Origin of the sequence: Rhizobium sp. LjRoot254, assembly GCF_964254105.1 — a bacterium.
Lineage (GTDB): Bacteria > Pseudomonadota > Alphaproteobacteria > Rhizobiales > Rhizobiaceae > Rhizobium_E.
The window spans coordinates 3,609,974-3,626,200 of the sequence record NZ_CAXUSM020000001.1; the positions used below are offsets into that span (position 1 = coordinate 3,609,974).

17 protein-coding genes are annotated in these 16,227 nt (G+C 61.0%); 7 read left to right on the top strand and 10 right to left on the bottom strand.

From position 1 onward, the window contains the following. Positions 1 to 173: 173 nt before the first annotated feature. From ACSQ26_RS17785 to ACSQ26_RS17805, 5 genes are read right to left on the bottom strand one after another with little or no spacing between them, the layout of a single operon-like run. Positions 174 to 1,085, bottom strand: a complete 912-nt coding sequence (locus ACSQ26_RS17785) for a TolB family protein (protein ID WP_436011118.1) — start codon at positions 1,083 to 1,085, stop codon at positions 174 to 176. Between the two features lie 20 nt (positions 1,086 to 1,105). Next, the gene (gene nagA / locus ACSQ26_RS17790) at positions 1,106 to 2,251 is read right to left on the bottom strand and encodes an N-acetylglucosamine-6-phosphate deacetylase (RefSeq protein ID WP_436011120.1); all 1,146 of its coding nucleotides are present in this window, start codon (positions 2,249 to 2,251) and stop codon (positions 1,106 to 1,108) included. Beyond that, positions 2,248 to 3,279, bottom strand: a complete 1,032-nt coding sequence (locus ACSQ26_RS17795) for an SIS domain-containing protein (RefSeq protein WP_436011122.1) — start codon at positions 3,277 to 3,279, stop codon at positions 2,248 to 2,250. The genes nagA and ACSQ26_RS17795 overlap by 4 nt, the downstream gene beginning before the upstream one ends. A gap of 8 nt (positions 3,280 to 3,287) precedes the next feature. After that, on the bottom strand, positions 3,288 to 4,043 hold the full coding sequence (locus ACSQ26_RS17800) for a GntR family transcriptional regulator (protein ID WP_436011124.1): 756 nt from the start codon (positions 4,041 to 4,043) through the stop codon (positions 3,288 to 3,290). After that, positions 4,040 to 4,918 (bottom strand): BadF/BadG/BcrA/BcrD ATPase family protein, encoded by an 879-nt coding sequence (locus ACSQ26_RS17805; RefSeq protein WP_436011126.1) that lies wholly within the window; start codon positions 4,916 to 4,918, stop codon positions 4,040 to 4,042. Before ACSQ26_RS17805 ends, ACSQ26_RS17800 begins: the two co-directional genes overlap by 4 nt. A gap of 206 nt (positions 4,919 to 5,124) precedes the next feature. Here ACSQ26_RS17805 and ACSQ26_RS17810 point away from each other — a divergent pair, with 206 nt between their 5' ends. The 7 genes from ACSQ26_RS17810 to ACSQ26_RS17840 all read left to right on the top strand — a co-directional run bounded on the left by ACSQ26_RS17810 (position 5,125) and on the right by ACSQ26_RS17840 (position 12,636). Then, complete coding sequence (locus ACSQ26_RS17810) at positions 5,125 to 6,024, top strand: N-acetylmuramic acid 6-phosphate etherase (RefSeq protein ID WP_436011128.1); 900 nt, start codon at positions 5,125 to 5,127, stop codon at positions 6,022 to 6,024. 54 nt (positions 6,025 to 6,078) lie between these two features. Next, positions 6,079 to 7,338: an ABC transporter substrate-binding protein gene (locus ACSQ26_RS17815; RefSeq protein WP_436011130.1), complete on the top strand. Its 1,260-nt coding sequence runs from the start codon at positions 6,079 to 6,081 to the stop codon at positions 7,336 to 7,338. A gap of 165 nt (positions 7,339 to 7,503) precedes the next feature. Beyond that, complete coding sequence (locus ACSQ26_RS17820; RefSeq protein ID WP_436011132.1) at positions 7,504 to 8,454, top strand: carbohydrate ABC transporter permease; 951 nt, start codon at positions 7,504 to 7,506, stop codon at positions 8,452 to 8,454. A gap of 10 nt (positions 8,455 to 8,464) precedes the next feature. Continuing rightward, positions 8,465 to 9,322 carry a carbohydrate ABC transporter permease gene (locus ACSQ26_RS17825; RefSeq protein WP_436011134.1) on the top strand — a complete coding sequence of 286 codons (858 nt, stop codon included), beginning with the start codon at positions 8,465 to 8,467 and terminating at the stop codon, positions 9,320 to 9,322. Then, positions 9,319 to 10,374, top strand: a complete 1,056-nt coding sequence (locus ACSQ26_RS17830) for a Gfo/Idh/MocA family protein (RefSeq protein ID WP_436011136.1) — start codon at positions 9,319 to 9,321, stop codon at positions 10,372 to 10,374. Before ACSQ26_RS17825 ends, ACSQ26_RS17830 begins: the two co-directional genes overlap by 4 nt. A 25-nt stretch (positions 10,375 to 10,399) precedes the next feature. Continuing rightward, complete coding sequence (locus ACSQ26_RS17835) at positions 10,400 to 11,401, top strand: ABC transporter ATP-binding protein (protein WP_436011138.1); 1,002 nt, start codon at positions 10,400 to 10,402, stop codon at positions 11,399 to 11,401. Positions 11,402 to 11,568: 167 nt separating this feature from the next. Continuing rightward, a complete protein-coding gene (locus tag ACSQ26_RS17840) occupies positions 11,569 to 12,636 on the top strand; it encodes a zinc-binding metallopeptidase family protein (protein ID WP_436011140.1) in 1,068 nt (355 codons plus the stop codon). Here the strand turns inward: ACSQ26_RS17840 and ACSQ26_RS17845 are convergent. The 5 genes from ACSQ26_RS17845 to ACSQ26_RS17865 all read right to left on the bottom strand — a co-directional run bounded on the left by ACSQ26_RS17845 (position 12,581) and on the right by ACSQ26_RS17865 (position 15,812). Continuing rightward, positions 12,581 to 13,642, bottom strand: coding sequence for a sensor histidine kinase (locus ACSQ26_RS17845; protein WP_436011142.1), 1,062 nt, complete (start codon positions 13,640 to 13,642; stop codon positions 12,581 to 12,583). The genes ACSQ26_RS17840 and ACSQ26_RS17845 overlap by 56 nt on opposite strands. A 118-nt stretch (positions 13,643 to 13,760) precedes the next feature. After that, entirely contained in the window at positions 13,761 to 14,567 is an 807-nt protein-coding gene (locus ACSQ26_RS17850; protein WP_436011144.1) for a response regulator, read from the bottom strand. 163 nt (positions 14,568 to 14,730) lie between these two features. Next, a complete protein-coding gene (locus ACSQ26_RS17855) occupies positions 14,731 to 14,979 on the bottom strand; it encodes a hypothetical protein (RefSeq protein ID WP_436011146.1) in 249 nt (82 codons plus the stop codon). Between the two features lie 73 nt (positions 14,980 to 15,052). Beyond that, complete coding sequence (locus tag ACSQ26_RS17860) at positions 15,053 to 15,469, bottom strand: hypothetical protein (protein WP_436011148.1); 417 nt, start codon at positions 15,467 to 15,469, stop codon at positions 15,053 to 15,055. Between the two features lies 1 nt (position 15,470). After that, positions 15,471 to 15,812, bottom strand: coding sequence for a DUF883 family protein (locus ACSQ26_RS17865; protein ID WP_436011150.1), 342 nt, complete (start codon positions 15,810 to 15,812; stop codon positions 15,471 to 15,473). Positions 15,813 to 16,227 lie beyond the last annotated feature (415 nt).

Below are 16,227 nucleotides of genomic sequence, written 5' to 3' on the forward strand. Positions count from 1 at the left end.
GTCTTCGATAAAGCGAGTCAACCGCTTCCGCACGGAAGCATGCCGATCCGCCGCCCCTTGAATAAGGCGTAGCGGAGAGACGACGGCATTCTTCGGCCGTTCGCGGAAACTCCCCGCGAACAGTTTGACGTCGATTGCGGCGATTTTATTCGCGCAGCATGACAATTTTTCCGTCAGCTTCCAAAGGGATAGGCGACATAAGCGAAACGGCGGGAATCCGGCGCCCAGCTGTTGACGTTGATGGTCCCCTGGCCGCCATTGAAGGCCGCGATATCGCGAATATTCCGGCCATCCGGCGTCATCAACCTGAGGATGACCGGCTTGTCCGGCGGGTGGCCAAGCGTGCCGGGGGGATAGCTGAGATAGACGACCTGGCTGCCATCCGGCGAGGGATGCGGAAACCAGTTGACGCGCTCGTCGAAGGTGAGTTGCTCGGCCCCGGAGCCATCCGGCCGCATGCGGAATAGCTGGGAGTGACCGGGTAATTCGGAAGCGCGCTCGGAGCCGAAATAAATCCATTTTCCATCCGGCGAATATTCCGGTCCGTCATGCGGTTTTGCGAGATCGGTCAGGCGCGTATCGGGACCGCCCTTCGCGGGGATGGTGAAGATGTTGATGCGGCGGCTCTCGCCGGTGCCCTCTACGGCGACATAGGCGAGCGTCTCGCCATCCGGTGAAATGCCGTGGAGGTAATAGTGGAACGGCGTGTCGTGATTATTGGAGACGCGCACCGGCTCGCCGCCGGTGACCGGGACCGAATAGAGATGGCCGTCGTTGGAGCTCAGATAGAGCGTCTGCCCGTCGGGCGACAGGACGTGATCGTTGTTGAGATCATGCAAACGGCCGGTATCGATACGCTCGGGCACCGTGATGCCCTCGACATCGATCCGCCAGATCTCGCCGCCCGCGTTGAAGATCAGCGTTTCACCATCCGGCGTCCAGTTCGGCGCCTCGATGATCTCGTCGGCAGTAAGGACGATCGTCTGCTCACCGGTCTCGATATCGATAACGATAACGATGAGCTGCGAGGTCTGGTTCGGTGCCAGTTCGCGGCCTTGGCGGGCAAAGTCCGGTTTTGGGGTCATGCTGTCCTCCTTGGGGAAGACTAGCCCAGTTCCTCGCCGTCGATAAAGACCGAACGGATCGAAAGTGACGGCTCGAGCAGAATAAAATCCGCCACTCGGCCCGGCCGCAGGCTGCCGTGGGTGTCAGCAAGACCCATGGCTTCGGCGGGGTAGAGCGAGGCCATGCGGATGGCCTCCTCCAGGGGAAACCCAAGCTTGTGGTGTACGAAGAGCACGGAGCTCAGCATGTCGATGTCCGCACCCGCCAGCGTGCCGTCGGCCAGCGTCAACCGCCCGCCTTCGCGAAACACCTGGCGGCCGTTGAGCATGAGGCCCGTCTCGTCCGTGCCGATGGTCGACATGGCGTCGGTGACGATGAAAATCTTGCCCGGCCCTGACTTGGCGCGCAGCGCGACACCCATCGAGACCGGATCGATATGGAAACCATCGGCGATCATGCCGGCGAAAGCCGATTGCGAATGCAGCGCCGCACCGACCAGACCCGGCTCGCGATGGGATAGCGGGCTCATGGCGTTGAAGAGATGCGTCACCATCCGCGCGCCGGCCGAGAAGTAATCGAGCGCATTGGCGCAGGTCGTGTCGGTGTGACCGAGGCTGACCGTCACGCCGGCATCAGCCAACGTGCGGACCTGGTCTAGCGAGACGCTTTCGGGTGCCAGCGTCGTCAGCAGCAGTCCCGCTTCGCTGCGATAGGTCCGCAGCGCATCGAGATCGGCGGCCTCCATCGGCCGGATCAGTTTCGGATCGTGGGCACCCTTGCGGGAAACCGAGAGATGCGGGCCTTCGAGATGGATGCCGAGGAAACCCGGAATTTTTCGCGCCGCTGCATCCGTGCCAGCCTTGCGCGCTTCCGATGTAATCTCTCTGTTGTCGGTGATCAGCGTCGGCAGAAGTTTCGTCGTGCCGAAATTCGCATGCGCGCGGATGATGCGCTCGATACCCTCTGGAGTCGGCTGGTCGTTGAACATCGCGCCGCCGCCGCCATTGACCTGCAGGTCGATGAAGCCGGGAATGACGAACGCGCCATCGGCATCCACACACTCGGTACCCGCCGGAATCTCGCTTGTCAGAGCCACGACCTTACCGCCCTCGACAACCAGGCTTTTGCCGTCGTGCCAGACTTGGCCGTCGAAAATCCGTCCGCTCGTGATCGCCTTGATGCTCATTGCGTCTTGGTCACCTTGTTGAGCGCCGCGGGCTTATCCGGATCATAGCCCCGGCGGCGCGACAGCGCTTCGACGAAGCCGTAGAAGGGCACGATCAGGCAAAGCGCATCGGTGATCGGATGGCCCGTCTCGACAAAGGGCAGCCGTGTGGATTTGGTCGCGCGATCCGAGGTGAGGAAGGTGGGCGCACCCCGGCCGGCGAGATCCTCTGCAATGCCGGAGACACTCGCTTCGGCCGCGTCGCGAGCGGCGAATGCCAGAACCGGGAAAGTCCGGTCGACCAGTGCGACAGGTCCATGCAGAACTTCGGCCGAGGAATAGGCCTCCGCATGGTAGTCGGCGGTTTCCTTGAATTTGAGGGCGGCTTCCGATGCGATGGCGAGCGCCGGACCACGGCCGAGCACATAGAGCGACTCGTTCTTTTCCAAAGCCGGAAGCAGGGCCTGCCAGTCGAGCGCCAGCGCCTTGGCGAAATGCTCGGGCAGCGCATTGACGGCGCGCTTCAGGTCCTGATTTACGGTCCATTCGGCGAGGATCGCAAGGCCCGCCACCGCCGAATTGACATAGGACTTGGTTGCGGCAACCGCGAGTTCCGGCCCGGCTGCGATATCGATCTTCACATCGGAATGATCCCAGAGCGGCGAGCCCGGCGTATTGGTCAGCGCAACCGTCAGGCCGCCAGCGTCACCGGCGGACTTTACCAGCGAAATGATATCCGGGCTCTGGCCGGACTGTGAAACCGAAAACACCGCCGCCTGGCCGAGCGAGAGCTTCACATTATAGATCGAGGCGAGCGACGGCCCGAGCGAGGCGACGGCGCGACCGGTGGTCAGTTCGATCGCGTATTTGATGAACAGCGAGGCATGGTCCGACGAACCGCGCGCGATGGTGCAGAGGAAGGCGGGATCCTTGGCGGCGAGCGCAGCGCCAGCACCTTTCAGGGAGGCACCCGATTTGTCGAGCAGGCGCGCGCAGGCCTCCGGAATCTCGTTGATCTCGCGGCGCATGTGGGTTTCGGTCATCGTCATACTCTCTGTCAGCCGATGGTGAGTTCGGCCACGAAATCATAGGCATCGCCGCGATAGAGCGAGCGGGTGAGTTCCACCACCTTGCCAGACGGCAGGTAGGAAATACGCTGGATGGCGAGGCCGGCCGAGCCGGGCACCACGTCGAGGAGGGCCGCATCCTGCTCCTTGATGTTGCAGGCGGAGAGGCGCTGGATGGCGCGCACCGGCCGCACATTGCGCTTTTCGAGTGCCGCATAGAGCGAGTCGCCGACGCTTTCGGGATCGGGCAGGAATTCGGCCGAGATGCTGGCGCGCTCGATCGCCAGCGGATTGTCGTCCGCGATGCGCAGGCGCCCGAGCCGGGCAACGAGCCCGCCCGCAGGCAGGCCCAGCATCACCATCTCGTCCGGCGAGGGCGTGAACAGGCCGCGCTCCAGCCATTCCGCGCGGGTCGAAAACCCGCGCCGCGACATGTCCTCGGTGAAGGATGTCAGGCGCGACAACGGCTGCTCGACCTTGGCCATCGGCTTGGCGACGAAGGTGCCGGACCCGTGGCGCCGGACGAGGAAGCCCTCGCGAACCAGTTCATCCACGGCCTTGCGGACGGTGACGCGGCTGATATTGGCATATTCGGCAAGATCGCGTTCCGGCGGCAGCGCCTCGCCGCTCTTGAGGCGTCCGGATTTGATCGCGCCTTCAAGCGCCTGCTGCAGCTTCATATAGAGCGGGCCGGTGCCGGCGAATTGCAGGTCGTCTGGCGAGAGAAAGGCGGAAACGCTGGTCATGCGCCCACCTTCGCGCCGAAGCGGGACACTGCCAGTGACACAGCACCGCTCAGCGCATCGGTCTTAGCGTCCACGAGCCGGACCCGATGGGCCTCCGAAAGCCATGGCGGATAGAAGGGGGACAGCCCGCCGAGCAGGCAGATTCTCTCGCCGCCCTCGCGCACCACGACATCGAGCGTCTCGTCGATCGCGGCGGCACCGGAGCGAAGCAGCTTGAGGCCGACCGGATCGTTGGAATTGGCAGCTTCGAATATCTTCGGCGAATAGCGGCCGAAATCCGATGGTGCCGCATAGCGGGCGAAGGCCACGAGCTTCGATGCATCGTTATCGAACTCGGACAATATATCGGATGTCAGCGCCGAGCCCTGGCGGATGCCGTCGCTGACCAATAGACACTCCTGCAACAGGGAATGGCCGAGCCGGGCGCCGCTGCCCTGGTCGGCGACGATAAAGCCCCAACCGCCGAAATAGCGCACACGGCCGGCCTTGCGGCTGAGATAGATCGTGCCGGTGCCGATGATCGCGATGGCTCCATCCGCATCGCCGAACGCGCCCTGCAGCGCGATCAGCCCATCGGAAACGATCTCCGAATGCTTGAAGGGAAGCTTCGCCAGCAGGCGATCGGCAACGTCGCTGACATTCGAGCCTGCGAGGCCGAGCAGTGCGCGTGAACCATAAACACTTTCAGGGTCGAGCCCGGCATTGGCAAAGGCCGATTTTGCTGCTTTGATGATGTTTTCGAGCGCACCATCGAGATCGGTGAGAATATTGGCTGGACCACTCCTAGCGGAACCCATGACGATACCATCGGCTGTTGCCACAGCCGCCCGGCAGCTGGTGCCGCCTCCGTCGATTCCAATGAGATAATCTGGCATGATCTGCTCCTCGAAAACATAATACCAAAAAAATACCATTAACCAAGGGCGTTTTTCGTCAAACAGCGGATATTTTTTATCATTATGAATTTGTTACATTTTTCTGATTTCTCTAATTTGCCGCGAACACCTAAATGACATAATTGTAAATTTCTCTGGACAAGTGGTATTTTTTTGGCATTATCACGACAGACAAGGGGAGAACAATGGCCGTCACCACGGAAGCACGCCACAGACAAGCAGAAGGACTGGACGGCCTGCCGCCGTCGGAAATCCTTTCCGTGCTCCTCGACGGCCAGCTTTCAGCTGTGGAAAGCGTGCGCGGCGCCCTCCCCTCCATCGAAAATGCCGCCCGGCTCGCGGCGTCGAAAATCGCTTCCGGCGGACGCCTTATCTATGCGGGCGCCGGCAGCTCCGGATTGATGGCGCTCTCCGATGGCCTGGAACTGCCCGGCACATTCGGGATCGCGCCCGAACAGGCGCTCATTCTTCTCGCCGGTGGCGCCGATAGTCTCGAACTGCTCGCAGGCGGCTACGAGGACGACGTGGTTCTCGCCGAAGAGGATGTGACCGGCGCGAATGTGTCGGCCAGGGATTGCCTGATCGGCGTTTCCGCCAGCGGCTCGACACCTTACACGGTTCGGGCGGCGGCCGTCGCCAAGGTGCGCGGCGCGTCGGTGATCGGCATCGCCAACAATGCGGATACGCCGCTGCTCACTGGCGCGGATGTTGCCATTCTCCTTCAGACGCCGCCCGAAGCGGTCGCCGGTTCGACCCGCATGGGCGCGGGCACGGCGCAAAAGATCACGCTCAACATGATCTCGACACTGACAGCCGTGCATCTCGGCCATGTGCATGACGGCTTCATGGTCAACCTGCGCGCCGACAATGACAAGCTCCGCGATCGCGCGCGCCGCATCGTGTCTGTCATTGCGGGCACGGATATCGAAAAGGCCGGTCATCTGCTCGAGGAGGCGGACGGCTCGGTGAAGATTGCGGTCCTGCTGGCCGCCGGCGCGGATGGCGCCCAATCCGCCGGCAGGCTGCTCGAAAGCTGTAACCAGAATCTGCGTAGCGCCCTCAAGAAGGCAAAGGCAGGATCGTGACAGGAACCAGCATCGGCCACAGTGGACGATTGCTAAAATTGGGAGAATGAAAAGATGACCCGTGCATTCAAACAGGCGCTTCTTGTGGCGACCGCGCTTGCCGGCCTTGCCGGCGTGGCGCATGCGGAAGCCGTGACGCTGACCATCGAAAGCTGGCGTAACGACGACCTTTCGATCTGGAAGGACAAGCTGATCCCGGCCTTCGAAGCCAAGAACCCCGGTATCAAGGTTGTGTTCTCGCCGTCGGCTCCGACGGAATATAACGCGGCGCTCAACGCCAAGCTCGAAAGCGGCTCCGCCGGCGACCTGATCACCTGCCGCCCGTTCGACGCCTCGCTCGACCTCTACAAGAAGGGCTACCTCGCCGACATCTCCAGCAACCCCGGCATGGAGAACTTCGAGCCGGTTGCCAAGTCGGCATGGTCGACGGACGATGGTTCGGCCACCTTCTGCGTGCCGATGGCCTCTGTTATCCACGGCTTCATCTACAACAAGGATGCCTTCGACAAACTCGGCCTGACTCCGCCGAAGACCGAGGAAGAATTCTTCAAGGTCCTCGACGCGATCAAGGCCGACGGCAACTACATCCCGATGGCGATGGGCACCAAGGATCTCTGGGAAGCCGCCACCATGGCCTACCAGAATATCGGCCCGAACTACTGGAAGGGTGAAGAAGGTCGCCTGGCTCTGATCAAGGGCGACCAGAAGCTGACCGACGAAGGCTGGGTCAAGCCCTATGAAGTGCTCGCCAAATGGAAGCCCTATCTCGGCGACGGTTTCGAAGCCCAAACCTATCCCGACAGCCAGAACCTCTTCACGCTCGGCCGCGCGGCGATCTATCCCGCCGGTTCGTGGGAAATCGGCGGCTTCAACACCCAGGCCCAGTTCAAGATGGGCGCGTTCCTGCCGCCGGTGCCGAAAGATGGCGATCCGTGCTTCATCTCCGACCATACCGACATTGCCGTCGGCATGAACGCCAAGAGCGCGCATCCGGAAGAAGCCAAGAAGCTGCTCACCTGGATCGCCTCGCCTGAATTCGCCGATCTCTATGCGAATTCGCTGCCGGGCTTCTTCAGCCTGAACAAGACCCCGGTGAAGATGCAGGATCCGCTCGCTCAGGAATTCGTCTCCTGGCGCGAAAAGTGCAAGTCGACGATCCGGTCGACCTACCAGATCCTGTCGCGCGGCACGCCCAACCTTGAAAACGAAACCTGGGTCGAATCCGCCAACGTGATCAACGGCACCGACACGCCGCAGGTTGCTGCCGAGAAGCTCCAGAAGGGCCTCGACAGCTGGTATAAGCCGGCGAAGTAAGCTCGCTCACATGATGGTGGCGGCGCATCCCGCATGCGCCGCCACTTTTGCAAGTATGTAAGGCGCCGTCAGAAGACGGATCGCCATGACAAGCATGCGCGCTTGCGCCATAATCGACGCCTCAGGGCGGGCAATTTCAAAACACAAGATATGGAAGACCAGACGATGGCCGAGATCCGGGACATGGAGAGCATGCAGAGACCTGCCCGGCGGCCGTTCCGCTGGCACATCATCGTCTTCATGCTGCCGGCATTCCTCATCTATTCGGCGGTGATGATCATCCCGCTTGCGGGCACACTTTGGCTGTCGCTGTTCAACGTGGTCGACAACCAGAGGGTCTTTGTCGGCCTCGGCAATTTCGTCACCCTGTTCGGTGATGAGAAATGGTCGGTGGACTTCTGGAACGCGCTCCGGAACAACGTCATCTTCTTCATCATCCACATGCTGGTGCAGAACCCGATCGGCATAGCGCTCGCTGCCCTGCTGTCGGTGCCGAAGCTCAGGTTCGCCACCTTCTACCGCACGGCGATCTTCCTGCCGACGCTACTGTCCTTCGTTATCGTCGGCTTCATCTGGAAGCTCATCCTGTCGCCGATCTGGGGCGTGACGCCCTATCTGCTCGACCTCGTGCACCTGAAATTCATCTTCGGCCCATGGCTCGGCAAGCCGAGTTCGGCGCTGATCGCGGTGTCGCTGATCTCGGTCTGGCAATATGTCGGCATTCCGATGATGCTGATCTATGCCGCGCTGCTCAACATCCCGGACGAAGTGCTGGAAGCCGCGGAGATGGATGGCATCACCGGCTGGAGCCAGTTCTGGAAGATCAAGCTGCCACTCATTCTGCCCGCCATCGGCATCATCTCGATCCTGACCTTCGTCGGCAATTTCAACGCCTTCGACCTGATATACACGGTGCAGGGGGCGCTTGCCGGTCCGGATGGATCGACGGATATCCTGGGCACCCTGCTCTATCGCACCTTCTTCGGCTTCCAGCTCCAGCTCGGCGACCGGTCGATGGGCGCAACGATCGCGGCGGTGATGTTCCTGATCATCCTCGCCGGCGTCAGCTTCTATCTTTTCACCATCCAGCGGCGCATGCGCCACTACCAGTTCTGAGGATCGCTAGATGTCAAAGGCTCGTTCCTCCCTCGGCAGATCGGCAGCGGCACATGCGGTGCTGATCGCCTACACCGCGATCGCGCTGTTCCCTGTCGTGCTGACCATCATCAACTCGTTCAAGTCGCGCAATGCGATCTTCCGCAATCCCATGCAGCCACCACTGCCGGCGATCGGCGACAAGCCCGCGACCTTCGATCTGATCGGCTACACGACCGTGCTCGGCCAGGGCGATTTCGTGCACTACATGCAAAATTCGCTTGTGGTTACCATCGTGTCGATCGCGCTGGTGCTGCTGTTCGGTGCGATGGCGGCCTTCGCGCTGTCGGAATATCGCTTCAAGGGCAATACGCTGCTCGGCCTCTACATGGCGCTCGGCATCATGATCCCGATTCGGCTCGGCACGATCGGCATTCTGCAGGGCATGGTCGCCTCAGGCCTGGTGAATACGCTGACGGCGCTGATCCTGGTCTATACGGCACAAGGTCTGCCACTCGCGATCTTCATCTTGTCCGAGTTCATGAAGACGGTGTCCGACGACCTCAAGAACGCTGGCCGCATCGACGGGCTTTCGGAATACAAGATCTTCGTCCGGCTCGTGCTGCCGCTGATACGCCCGGCAATGGCGACCGTTGCCGTCTTCTCGATGATCCCGATCTGGAACGACCTGTGGTTCCCGCTGATCCTGGCGCCTTCCGAGGCGACCAAGACGATCACGCTCGGATCGCAGATCTTCATCGGCCAGTTCGTCACCAACTGGAATGCGGTGCTCTCGGCGCTGTCGCTGGCCATCGCGCCGGTGCTCATCCTCTATCTCATCTTCTCGCGGCAGCTCATCCGCGGCATTACGGCAGGAGCAGTGAAATGACCCCGATCAGAACCCTGGTCGCCGGCCTCGGCAATATGGGCATGAGCCACGCGCTTGCCTATCACAACAATCCGGGCTTCGAGATCGTGGGCCTCGTCAACCGTTCGAAAGTCGAGCTGCCCGACGGCATGGACAAATACAGGATCCATCCGTCCTTTCAGGACGCGTTGAAGGAGCTCAAGCCCGAACTCTGCTCGATCAACACCTATTCCGACAGCCACGCCGACTTTGCCGTCATGGCGATGGAAGCGGGCGCCAATGTCTTCGTCGAAAAACCCTTAGCGACGACGGTGGCCGACGCCGAACGTGTCGTCGCATGCGCGAAAGCCAATGGCCGCAAGCTGGTGGTCGGTTATATCCTGCGCCACCATCCGTCCTGGGTGAAGCTGATCTCGCTCGCCCGCGAGCTCGGCGGGCCGTTCGTGTTCCGCATGAACCTCAACCAGCAATCCGTCGGCAAGACCTGGGGCACCCACAAGGCGCTGATGCAGACGACGCCGCCGATCGTCGATTGCGGCGTGCACTATGTCGATGTGATGTGCCAGATCACCGATGCCAAGCCGGTCTCCGTCCGCGGCATGGGGCTGCGTCTCTCCGACGAAATCGCGCCTGACATGTATAATTACGGCCATCTTCAGGTGATGTTCGACGACGGTTCGATCGGCTGGTACGAGGCCGGATGGGGTCCGATGATTTCGGAAACCGCGTTCTTCGTGAAGGATGTGATGTCGCCAAACGGCTGCGTTTCGATCGTCATGGATCCGAACGCCAAGTCCGACGACATCGATACCCATACCAAGACCTCGACCATCCGCCTGCACCGCGCCAAGACCAATGCCGATGGCAGTGGCTTTGCCGAACCCGACCAGATGCTGCAGATGGCGGGCGAGCCCGGCCATCAGGAACTCTGCGATCTCGAACAGGCCTATGTGCTTAAGGCGATCCGCGAGGACATCGATCTATCCCGCCACATGAACGACGCGGTGCAATCGCTCCGCATCTGCCTGGCCGCCGACGAAAGCGTCCGCACCGGCCAGATGGTCAACCTATAAACGACGAACCCGGAGAACAAAACCCGTGGGTAATCTTACACTTAAGTCGGTCAGCAAGTCCTTTGGCCCAGTCGACGTCCTCAAAGGCATCGACCTCGAGGTCAAGGACGGCGAGTTCGTCATCTTCGTCGGACCGTCGGGCTGCGGAAAATCCACGCTGCTTCGCTCGATCGCCGGCCTCGAGGATATCACGTCGGGTTCGATCATCATCGACGGCAAGGAAGTGTCGTCCGTGCCGCCTGCCAAGCGCGGCATCGCCATGGTGTTCCAGTCCTACGCGCTCTATCCGCATCTGACCGTCAAGGACAATATGGGCCTCGGCCTCAAGCAGGCGGGCGAAGCAAAGGATGTCATCGAAACGCGCGTGGCGAACGCCTCGAACCTGTTGTCGCTCGGCCCCTATCTCGCTCGCCGCCCGGCCGAACTCTCCGGCGGCCAGCGTCAGCGCGTGGCCATCGGCCGCGCCATCGTGCGCGAACCCACGCTCTTCCTGTTCGACGAGCCGCTCTCCAACCTCGACGCGGCACTCCGCGTCCAGACCCGGCTGGAAATCGCCCGGCTGCATCGCCGCCTCAAGGCGACGATGATCTACGTCACCCATGACCAGGTCGAGGCGATGACGCTGGCCGACAAGATCGTGGTGCTGAGCGCCGGGCGGATCGAACAGATCGGCTCACCGATGGAACTCTACAACAAGCCCGCCAATCTCTTCGTCGCCGGCTTCATCGGCTCGCCGCAGATGAATTTCATCGAGGCCGGCCGCATCGGTGAGACAGGTGCCGCCACGATCGGCGTCCGCCCCGAGCATATGACTTTGTCGCGCGAAAGCGGCGACTGGCAGGGCAAGATCGTGCATGTCGAGCATCTCGGCGCCGACACGATCGTCTACATCGAGTCCGAGAAGGTCGGGTTGATCACGGCGCGGCTGTTCGGAGAGCATCCCTATGCCGCCGACGAAGTGGTCTACGCGACACCGGATCGTGGGAAGATGCATCGGTTCGACTCAGAGGGAAAAGTGATCGCCTGACTTCAAAGTCAGGCGATACCGCCAGTCGCCAAAGCCGTGAAATCCACCGCATGGATGGAACTCGCGGCCGCCTATGCGCGTTCGAAAGCGCGGACTTCTGGCCTTGAACATGTCAAGGCAAACGCGCAGTGTCCGCCCACCTCTCGCGAGTGTCCGAACGGAATTCCATGAAACTCTTCAAATGCCAGAACTGCGGCAACACGATCCATTTCAACAATGATGTCTGCCTCGTCTGCAATAGTCGCATCGGCTACATTCATCGGCTGTTCGACATGTCGGCGCTGGTTCTGACGGACGACGGGGATTGGACCGCACTTGCCGATCCGAGCCGCCCCTACATTTTCTGCGAGAACGCGGCTGAGGGCGCCTGCAACTGGCTGGTGCCGGTCGAACGGGACGACGCCTTCTGCCTGGCCTGCCGGTTCAACCTGACCATTCCCGACCTCTCGGTGCCCGAGAATCACGACAACTGGCGCAAGATCGAGCAAGCCAAGAAGCATCTGTTCTACTCGCTCACACGCTGGCAGCTTCCGATCCCCCGTCGTGCCGACGATCCCGAGCACGGCCTCGCTTTCGAGTTTCTCGCCGATCAGGCTGACGGAAATGGCGTCATCGAACCCATTCTCACCGGCCATCACAACGGCCTGATCGCAATCAATATCGCCGAAGCCGACGACGCGGAGCGCGAGCGACGCCGGACGATGATGGGCGAGCCCTACCGCACGCTGATCGGCCATTTCCGCCACGAGATCGGTCACTTCTACTGGGACCTGCTGGTCAAGGACCGGGATGGCATCGGGGCATTCAGCGAAGTGTTCGGCGATCCGGATATCGATTATCAGCAGGCGCTGCGGAACCACTATGCCAATGGCGCGCCAGCCGGCTGGCAGCAGACCTTTATCAGCGCCTATGCATCATCGCATCCATGGGAGGATTTCGCGGAGACATGGGCGCATTGCTTCCACATGGTGGATGGCCTGGAGACGGCCCGCGTCTACGGCATCTATCCCGGCGAGCCGCCTGCGGGCGGCATTCCTCCCACCGATGTCGATCCGTATGAAGCGACGAGTATCGACCAGATCATTGCCGCCTGGATCCCGCTGACGGTCGCCATAAACAGCATTAACCGGAGCCTGGGACAGCCCGATCTTTATCCATTCGTGCTGACCGATGCGATCATCAGGAAGATCGATTTCGTTTTCCGGCTGATTGCCCACTCGCGGGAACGGCTCTAAGGCTCTCGTCGATATCGACGGGAAAGTTGAGCGTGTATTTGATGCCGGTGTCGGTGATCGAATAGGTGGCGGCGCCGTTGACCGAGATCGGCACGACACGTTCGAGGATGGCGCGGCCGAAGCGGGACTTCGGCGTGGTCAGACGATCCTCGAGGAAATAGCGATCCCGCGCGATCGGCTCATTCCAGACGACTTGCAGGCGTTTCACACCATCTTCCGTCTTCAGTGAACACTGGACGTTGATCGTGTCGTTGGTCTTCAGGATGGTGCCGTGAGTGATGGTGTTGATGACCAGTTCGTGGAACGCCAAGCCCAGATGCATCGCGGCATTGGGCGACAACAGCGTGTTGACGCCCTCGAAGCGAACGAGCTCGATGTTACCGTTGACATATGATCCGACCTGCTGCTCGAGCAATTCCCTTATATAGGCGCCGCGCCAGCCGGAATCGGTGATCAGGTCCTGCGAGCGGGAAAGCGAGAAGATGCGCCCTCGGAACTTCTGGACATAGGCTTCGATCGAGTCGGCATGCTGCGATGTCTGGGTGGCGATGCTCTGGATGATCGCGAGCAGGTTCTTCGAGCGATGGCTGACCTCGCGCAGCAGCTGCTGCAGGACCTTCTCGCGCCGGCGATCCTCCGTGCGGTCGATGATCGTCGTGATCATCTGCACGTCGCCTACGCGCGGCAGCACCGACAGGACGCGAAATTCGAAGATCCGGTCCTCGGCGAGCCGCACCTCGATCTGGTCGGTATTGCCGGTGCGTTGCGCCCTTCGCCGCGATTCGGAGAGCTGCGCGGCGATCTCGGGACCAAAAATGCTTGTATCGCCCGGGGTCGAATTCCGGTCGACGGTCCAGCAATCGGGCAGGCTGGTGACGCAGAGATAGCTGCCCTCCTCATCCTGCAGAATGAGGCTGGCGCGCATGTCCACAAGCGCGGAAATGAAGAACGAATTGAGCCTGTCTTCCTTCAGATCCTGGGCGTGCCACAGAAATCTTTGTACCACACATCACCTCGTAGCGCTGGGATCGGCGCAGGAACCAGAGATAGATAGGCGACCGGCTTTGTCCGCCGGTCGCGCCGCCCGTCACTGGCTGATGAAATCTTCAAATGTGTCTACACGACTATGCCGAGAGCGCTTCACCTGCGGTCGAACTTTCGTTGAAGAACAGCGCTTGGCTGATCAGCGCTTTCAGCATGTCGGGATTATAAGGCTTGGTCACAAGGAATGTCGGTTCCGCGCGCTCGCCGGTGAGCAGCCTTTCCGGAAAAGCCGTGATGAAGATGACCGGGATGCTGGCGATCTTGAGGATGTCGTTGATCGCATCGATGCCCGAACTGCCATCGGCGAGTTGGATATCGGCGAGGATCATCCCCGGCGATGTCTTCTTGTAGAGTTCGACGGCCTCCTTGTGCGTGCGGGCGATGCCGGTGACCGTGTGGCCGAGATCCTTGACGATCTGTTCGATGTCGAGTGCGATCAGCGGCTCGTCCTCGATGATCAGGATGTCGGTTGCGATCTGGCGCGAGATTTCCTTGGCGGCGTCGTCGAGCAGGTCGGCGGTTTCCTCGGGTGTAACCGAGAGAATCTCGGCCGTTTCGGCGAGCGTGAAGCCCTCCACGGAGACCAGCAGGAAGGCGTGACGCGCCATCGTCGGCACCGCCGAAAGATTGGCCATGGCCTTCTTCTCCCAGGCGTAATGCGAGGAGACGGCGGGTACGTCCACCGTCGACGACCTGAGGATCGTCACGAGGAGTTTATAGAGCGCCGCGCGATCCGACGAAGCCGCGGGAAAGATGGAAATATCGGCGATGAGCGCTTCCAGCGTCGCAACGACATAAGCGTCGCCCGAGGTTTGCGATCCAGTCACGGCGCGTGAATAGCGCCGCAGGAACGGAAGATGGGCTGCGACCCGTGCGGTCAATGACATTGATGATTTCTCCCCTGCTTACACGTACAGTAAAAGTTGACCTGCGTAGTAACGAATGGATCCCTTTAAGGTTCCAGCGTCTTCAGATTATTCCCGTTTCTTTCAGTTCCTGAGATAGGGACCATGAAAAGGCCCGCGGGTCAATTTCCGCGGGCCAATTGGATCAAAGGGTATTGGCGCCCTTGCCTTCTTCGACGGCGGGCGTCTCGCCGAGCTTGTCGAGCAGCATCTCGACATCGCGCAGCTTGGAGTTCAGGCCGTCATCATCGACGCTGGGACTTTCCGACGCCATGCGCTGTTCGGCGCGCGCATCGTCGCGAATCTTCATCAGTTTCCGGATCCGGTCCTGATGGGTCAGATTCGGATCATTCATGATTTCCCTGATTTCAGGGCTCTTGATCTTGTCGAGCATGGTAGCCTCCTTGAGCCTCTTTACGGTTTCAAGAACTTCAGAGACTTCCGCCCGGAGGCGGAAGGGCCTTGCTTCAATCCCGCTCGCGCTGCCCCGCGCGGGAGAGCACATAGGCAAGAACCGCGACTGCGAGCAGCGATCCCACGGGGCTTGCGCGAACCATCATCGGCACGACCGTCGCCACCGCGGCGGTGGAACCCGCGCTTACCGTCGCTTTCGCCCGAAACGCCCGACGGCGCTCTTGACGGCCAGCCCGAACCTTGAGCCAGACGACGATGCCGAGCGCGATGACCAGGGTCGCGATGGCGATGGACAGGGCCGCGACGATCGGGCCGAATTCCGATGCAATCCAGAACGCCAGCGCGTACATGAACGCCACGTAGGCCGACAAAAGCAGGATCGCCACGATGGCGTAGGCGATCAGCGTCACGACCAAGTGCTGGCCTGAAGCCCGTATGCGTCCGGTAAGGGCGGCGACGAGTTCCGACATCTCAGCGGCGGCTCATGAGCGCGAAGAGGAACCCGATACCGGCCGCGATACCGACAGACCGGAGCGGATGGGCGCGGACATGTTCTTCGAAGGTTTCCTCGAGCGACACAGCTTCACTGCGGGCCGAGTCGAACGCCTTGAGCGACGCGGAAACCGCGTCCGCCGCCAGCCGCTCCATGCTCGCGCGATAATCTTCGACCTTCTGGCCGCCAAGCGCCGTGAGCGTCTTGGTGATCGATGCGATCTCGCTCTTCAGGTCGTCGAGGCGCTGCTCCAGTTCGAGCTGCGACAGCGTTTCGTTGGCGCTGGCCTTTGCATCATTTGCGGCTTTCGAAAGTGCCATGATCGTTCTCCTGATTGGTTAGTGGGTCGCAGGGGCGGCGATCAGAGCCAACCCATGGTGTAAAGGAAAAATATGATCGGCACGGGAATGCCTATCAGCCATAGTAGAATCGGCTTCATGCTTCATCGTCACTCCTGACTTCCAAATTCCATTGCGGCAGAGCCGCCGGCGGTGTCGCAATAACGCGGCGCCGGACGCATTGTTCCGTTGACGCGTTCAGCCAAACCTTCTCTGGGGATTAAGAAGGAGAGAAGCGTTTCGGGGGGACGGAATAACGCTTCTCTCCTTCTGGGGGCGCCACCTGCGGGCGGGGAGCGGTGACGCCGGAGGGGCGAACCTGTCAGGGGAAGCAGGTTCGCGATGCAAAAACAGATTGCGCAGCCAAAAGTTCCGGGGGTTTCCAAAAAAATTTTGA

Excerpts from the sequence above, each read along its gene's own strand:
- ACSQ26_RS17855 (WP_436011146.1), bottom strand. The coding sequence starts at position 14,979 with ATGCTCGACAAGATCAAGAGCCCTGAAATCAGGGAAATCATGAATGAT.
- ACSQ26_RS17815 (WP_436011130.1), top strand. The coding sequence starts at position 6,079 with ATGACCCGTGCATTCAAACAGGCGCTTCTTGTGGCGACCGCGCTTGCC.
- ACSQ26_RS17805 (WP_436011126.1), bottom strand. The coding sequence starts at position 4,918 with ATGCCAGATTATCTCATTGGAATCGACGGAGGCGGCACCAGCTGCCGG.
- ACSQ26_RS17865 (WP_436011150.1), bottom strand. The coding sequence starts at position 15,812 with ATGGCACTTTCGAAAGCCGCAAATGATGCAAAGGCCAGCGCCAACGAA.
- nagA (WP_436011120.1), bottom strand. The coding sequence starts at position 2,251 with ATGAGCATCAAGGCGATCACGAGCGGACGGATTTTCGACGGCCAAGTC.
- ACSQ26_RS17825 (WP_436011134.1), top strand. The coding sequence starts at position 8,465 with ATGTCAAAGGCTCGTTCCTCCCTCGGCAGATCGGCAGCGGCACATGCG.
- ACSQ26_RS17850 (WP_436011144.1), bottom strand. The coding sequence starts at position 14,567 with ATGTCATTGACCGCACGGGTCGCAGCCCATCTTCCGTTCCTGCGGCGC.
- ACSQ26_RS17785 (WP_436011118.1), bottom strand. The coding sequence starts at position 1,085 with ATGACCCCAAAACCGGACTTTGCCCGCCAAGGCCGCGAACTGGCACCG.
- ACSQ26_RS17810 (WP_436011128.1), top strand. The coding sequence starts at position 5,125 with ATGGCCGTCACCACGGAAGCACGCCACAGACAAGCAGAAGGACTGGAC.
- ACSQ26_RS17800 (WP_436011124.1), bottom strand. The coding sequence starts at position 4,043 with ATGACCAGCGTTTCCGCCTTTCTCTCGCCAGACGACCTGCAATTCGCC.
- ACSQ26_RS17860 (WP_436011148.1), bottom strand. The coding sequence starts at position 15,469 with ATGTCGGAACTCGTCGCCGCCCTTACCGGACGCATACGGGCTTCAGGC.
- ACSQ26_RS17840 (WP_436011140.1), top strand. The coding sequence starts at position 11,569 with ATGAAACTCTTCAAATGCCAGAACTGCGGCAACACGATCCATTTCAAC.
- ACSQ26_RS17830 (WP_436011136.1), top strand. The coding sequence starts at position 9,319 with ATGACCCCGATCAGAACCCTGGTCGCCGGCCTCGGCAATATGGGCATG.
- ACSQ26_RS17795 (WP_436011122.1), bottom strand. The coding sequence starts at position 3,279 with ATGACGATGACCGAAACCCACATGCGCCGCGAGATCAACGAGATTCCG.
- ACSQ26_RS17820 (WP_436011132.1), top strand. The coding sequence starts at position 7,504 with ATGGCCGAGATCCGGGACATGGAGAGCATGCAGAGACCTGCCCGGCGG.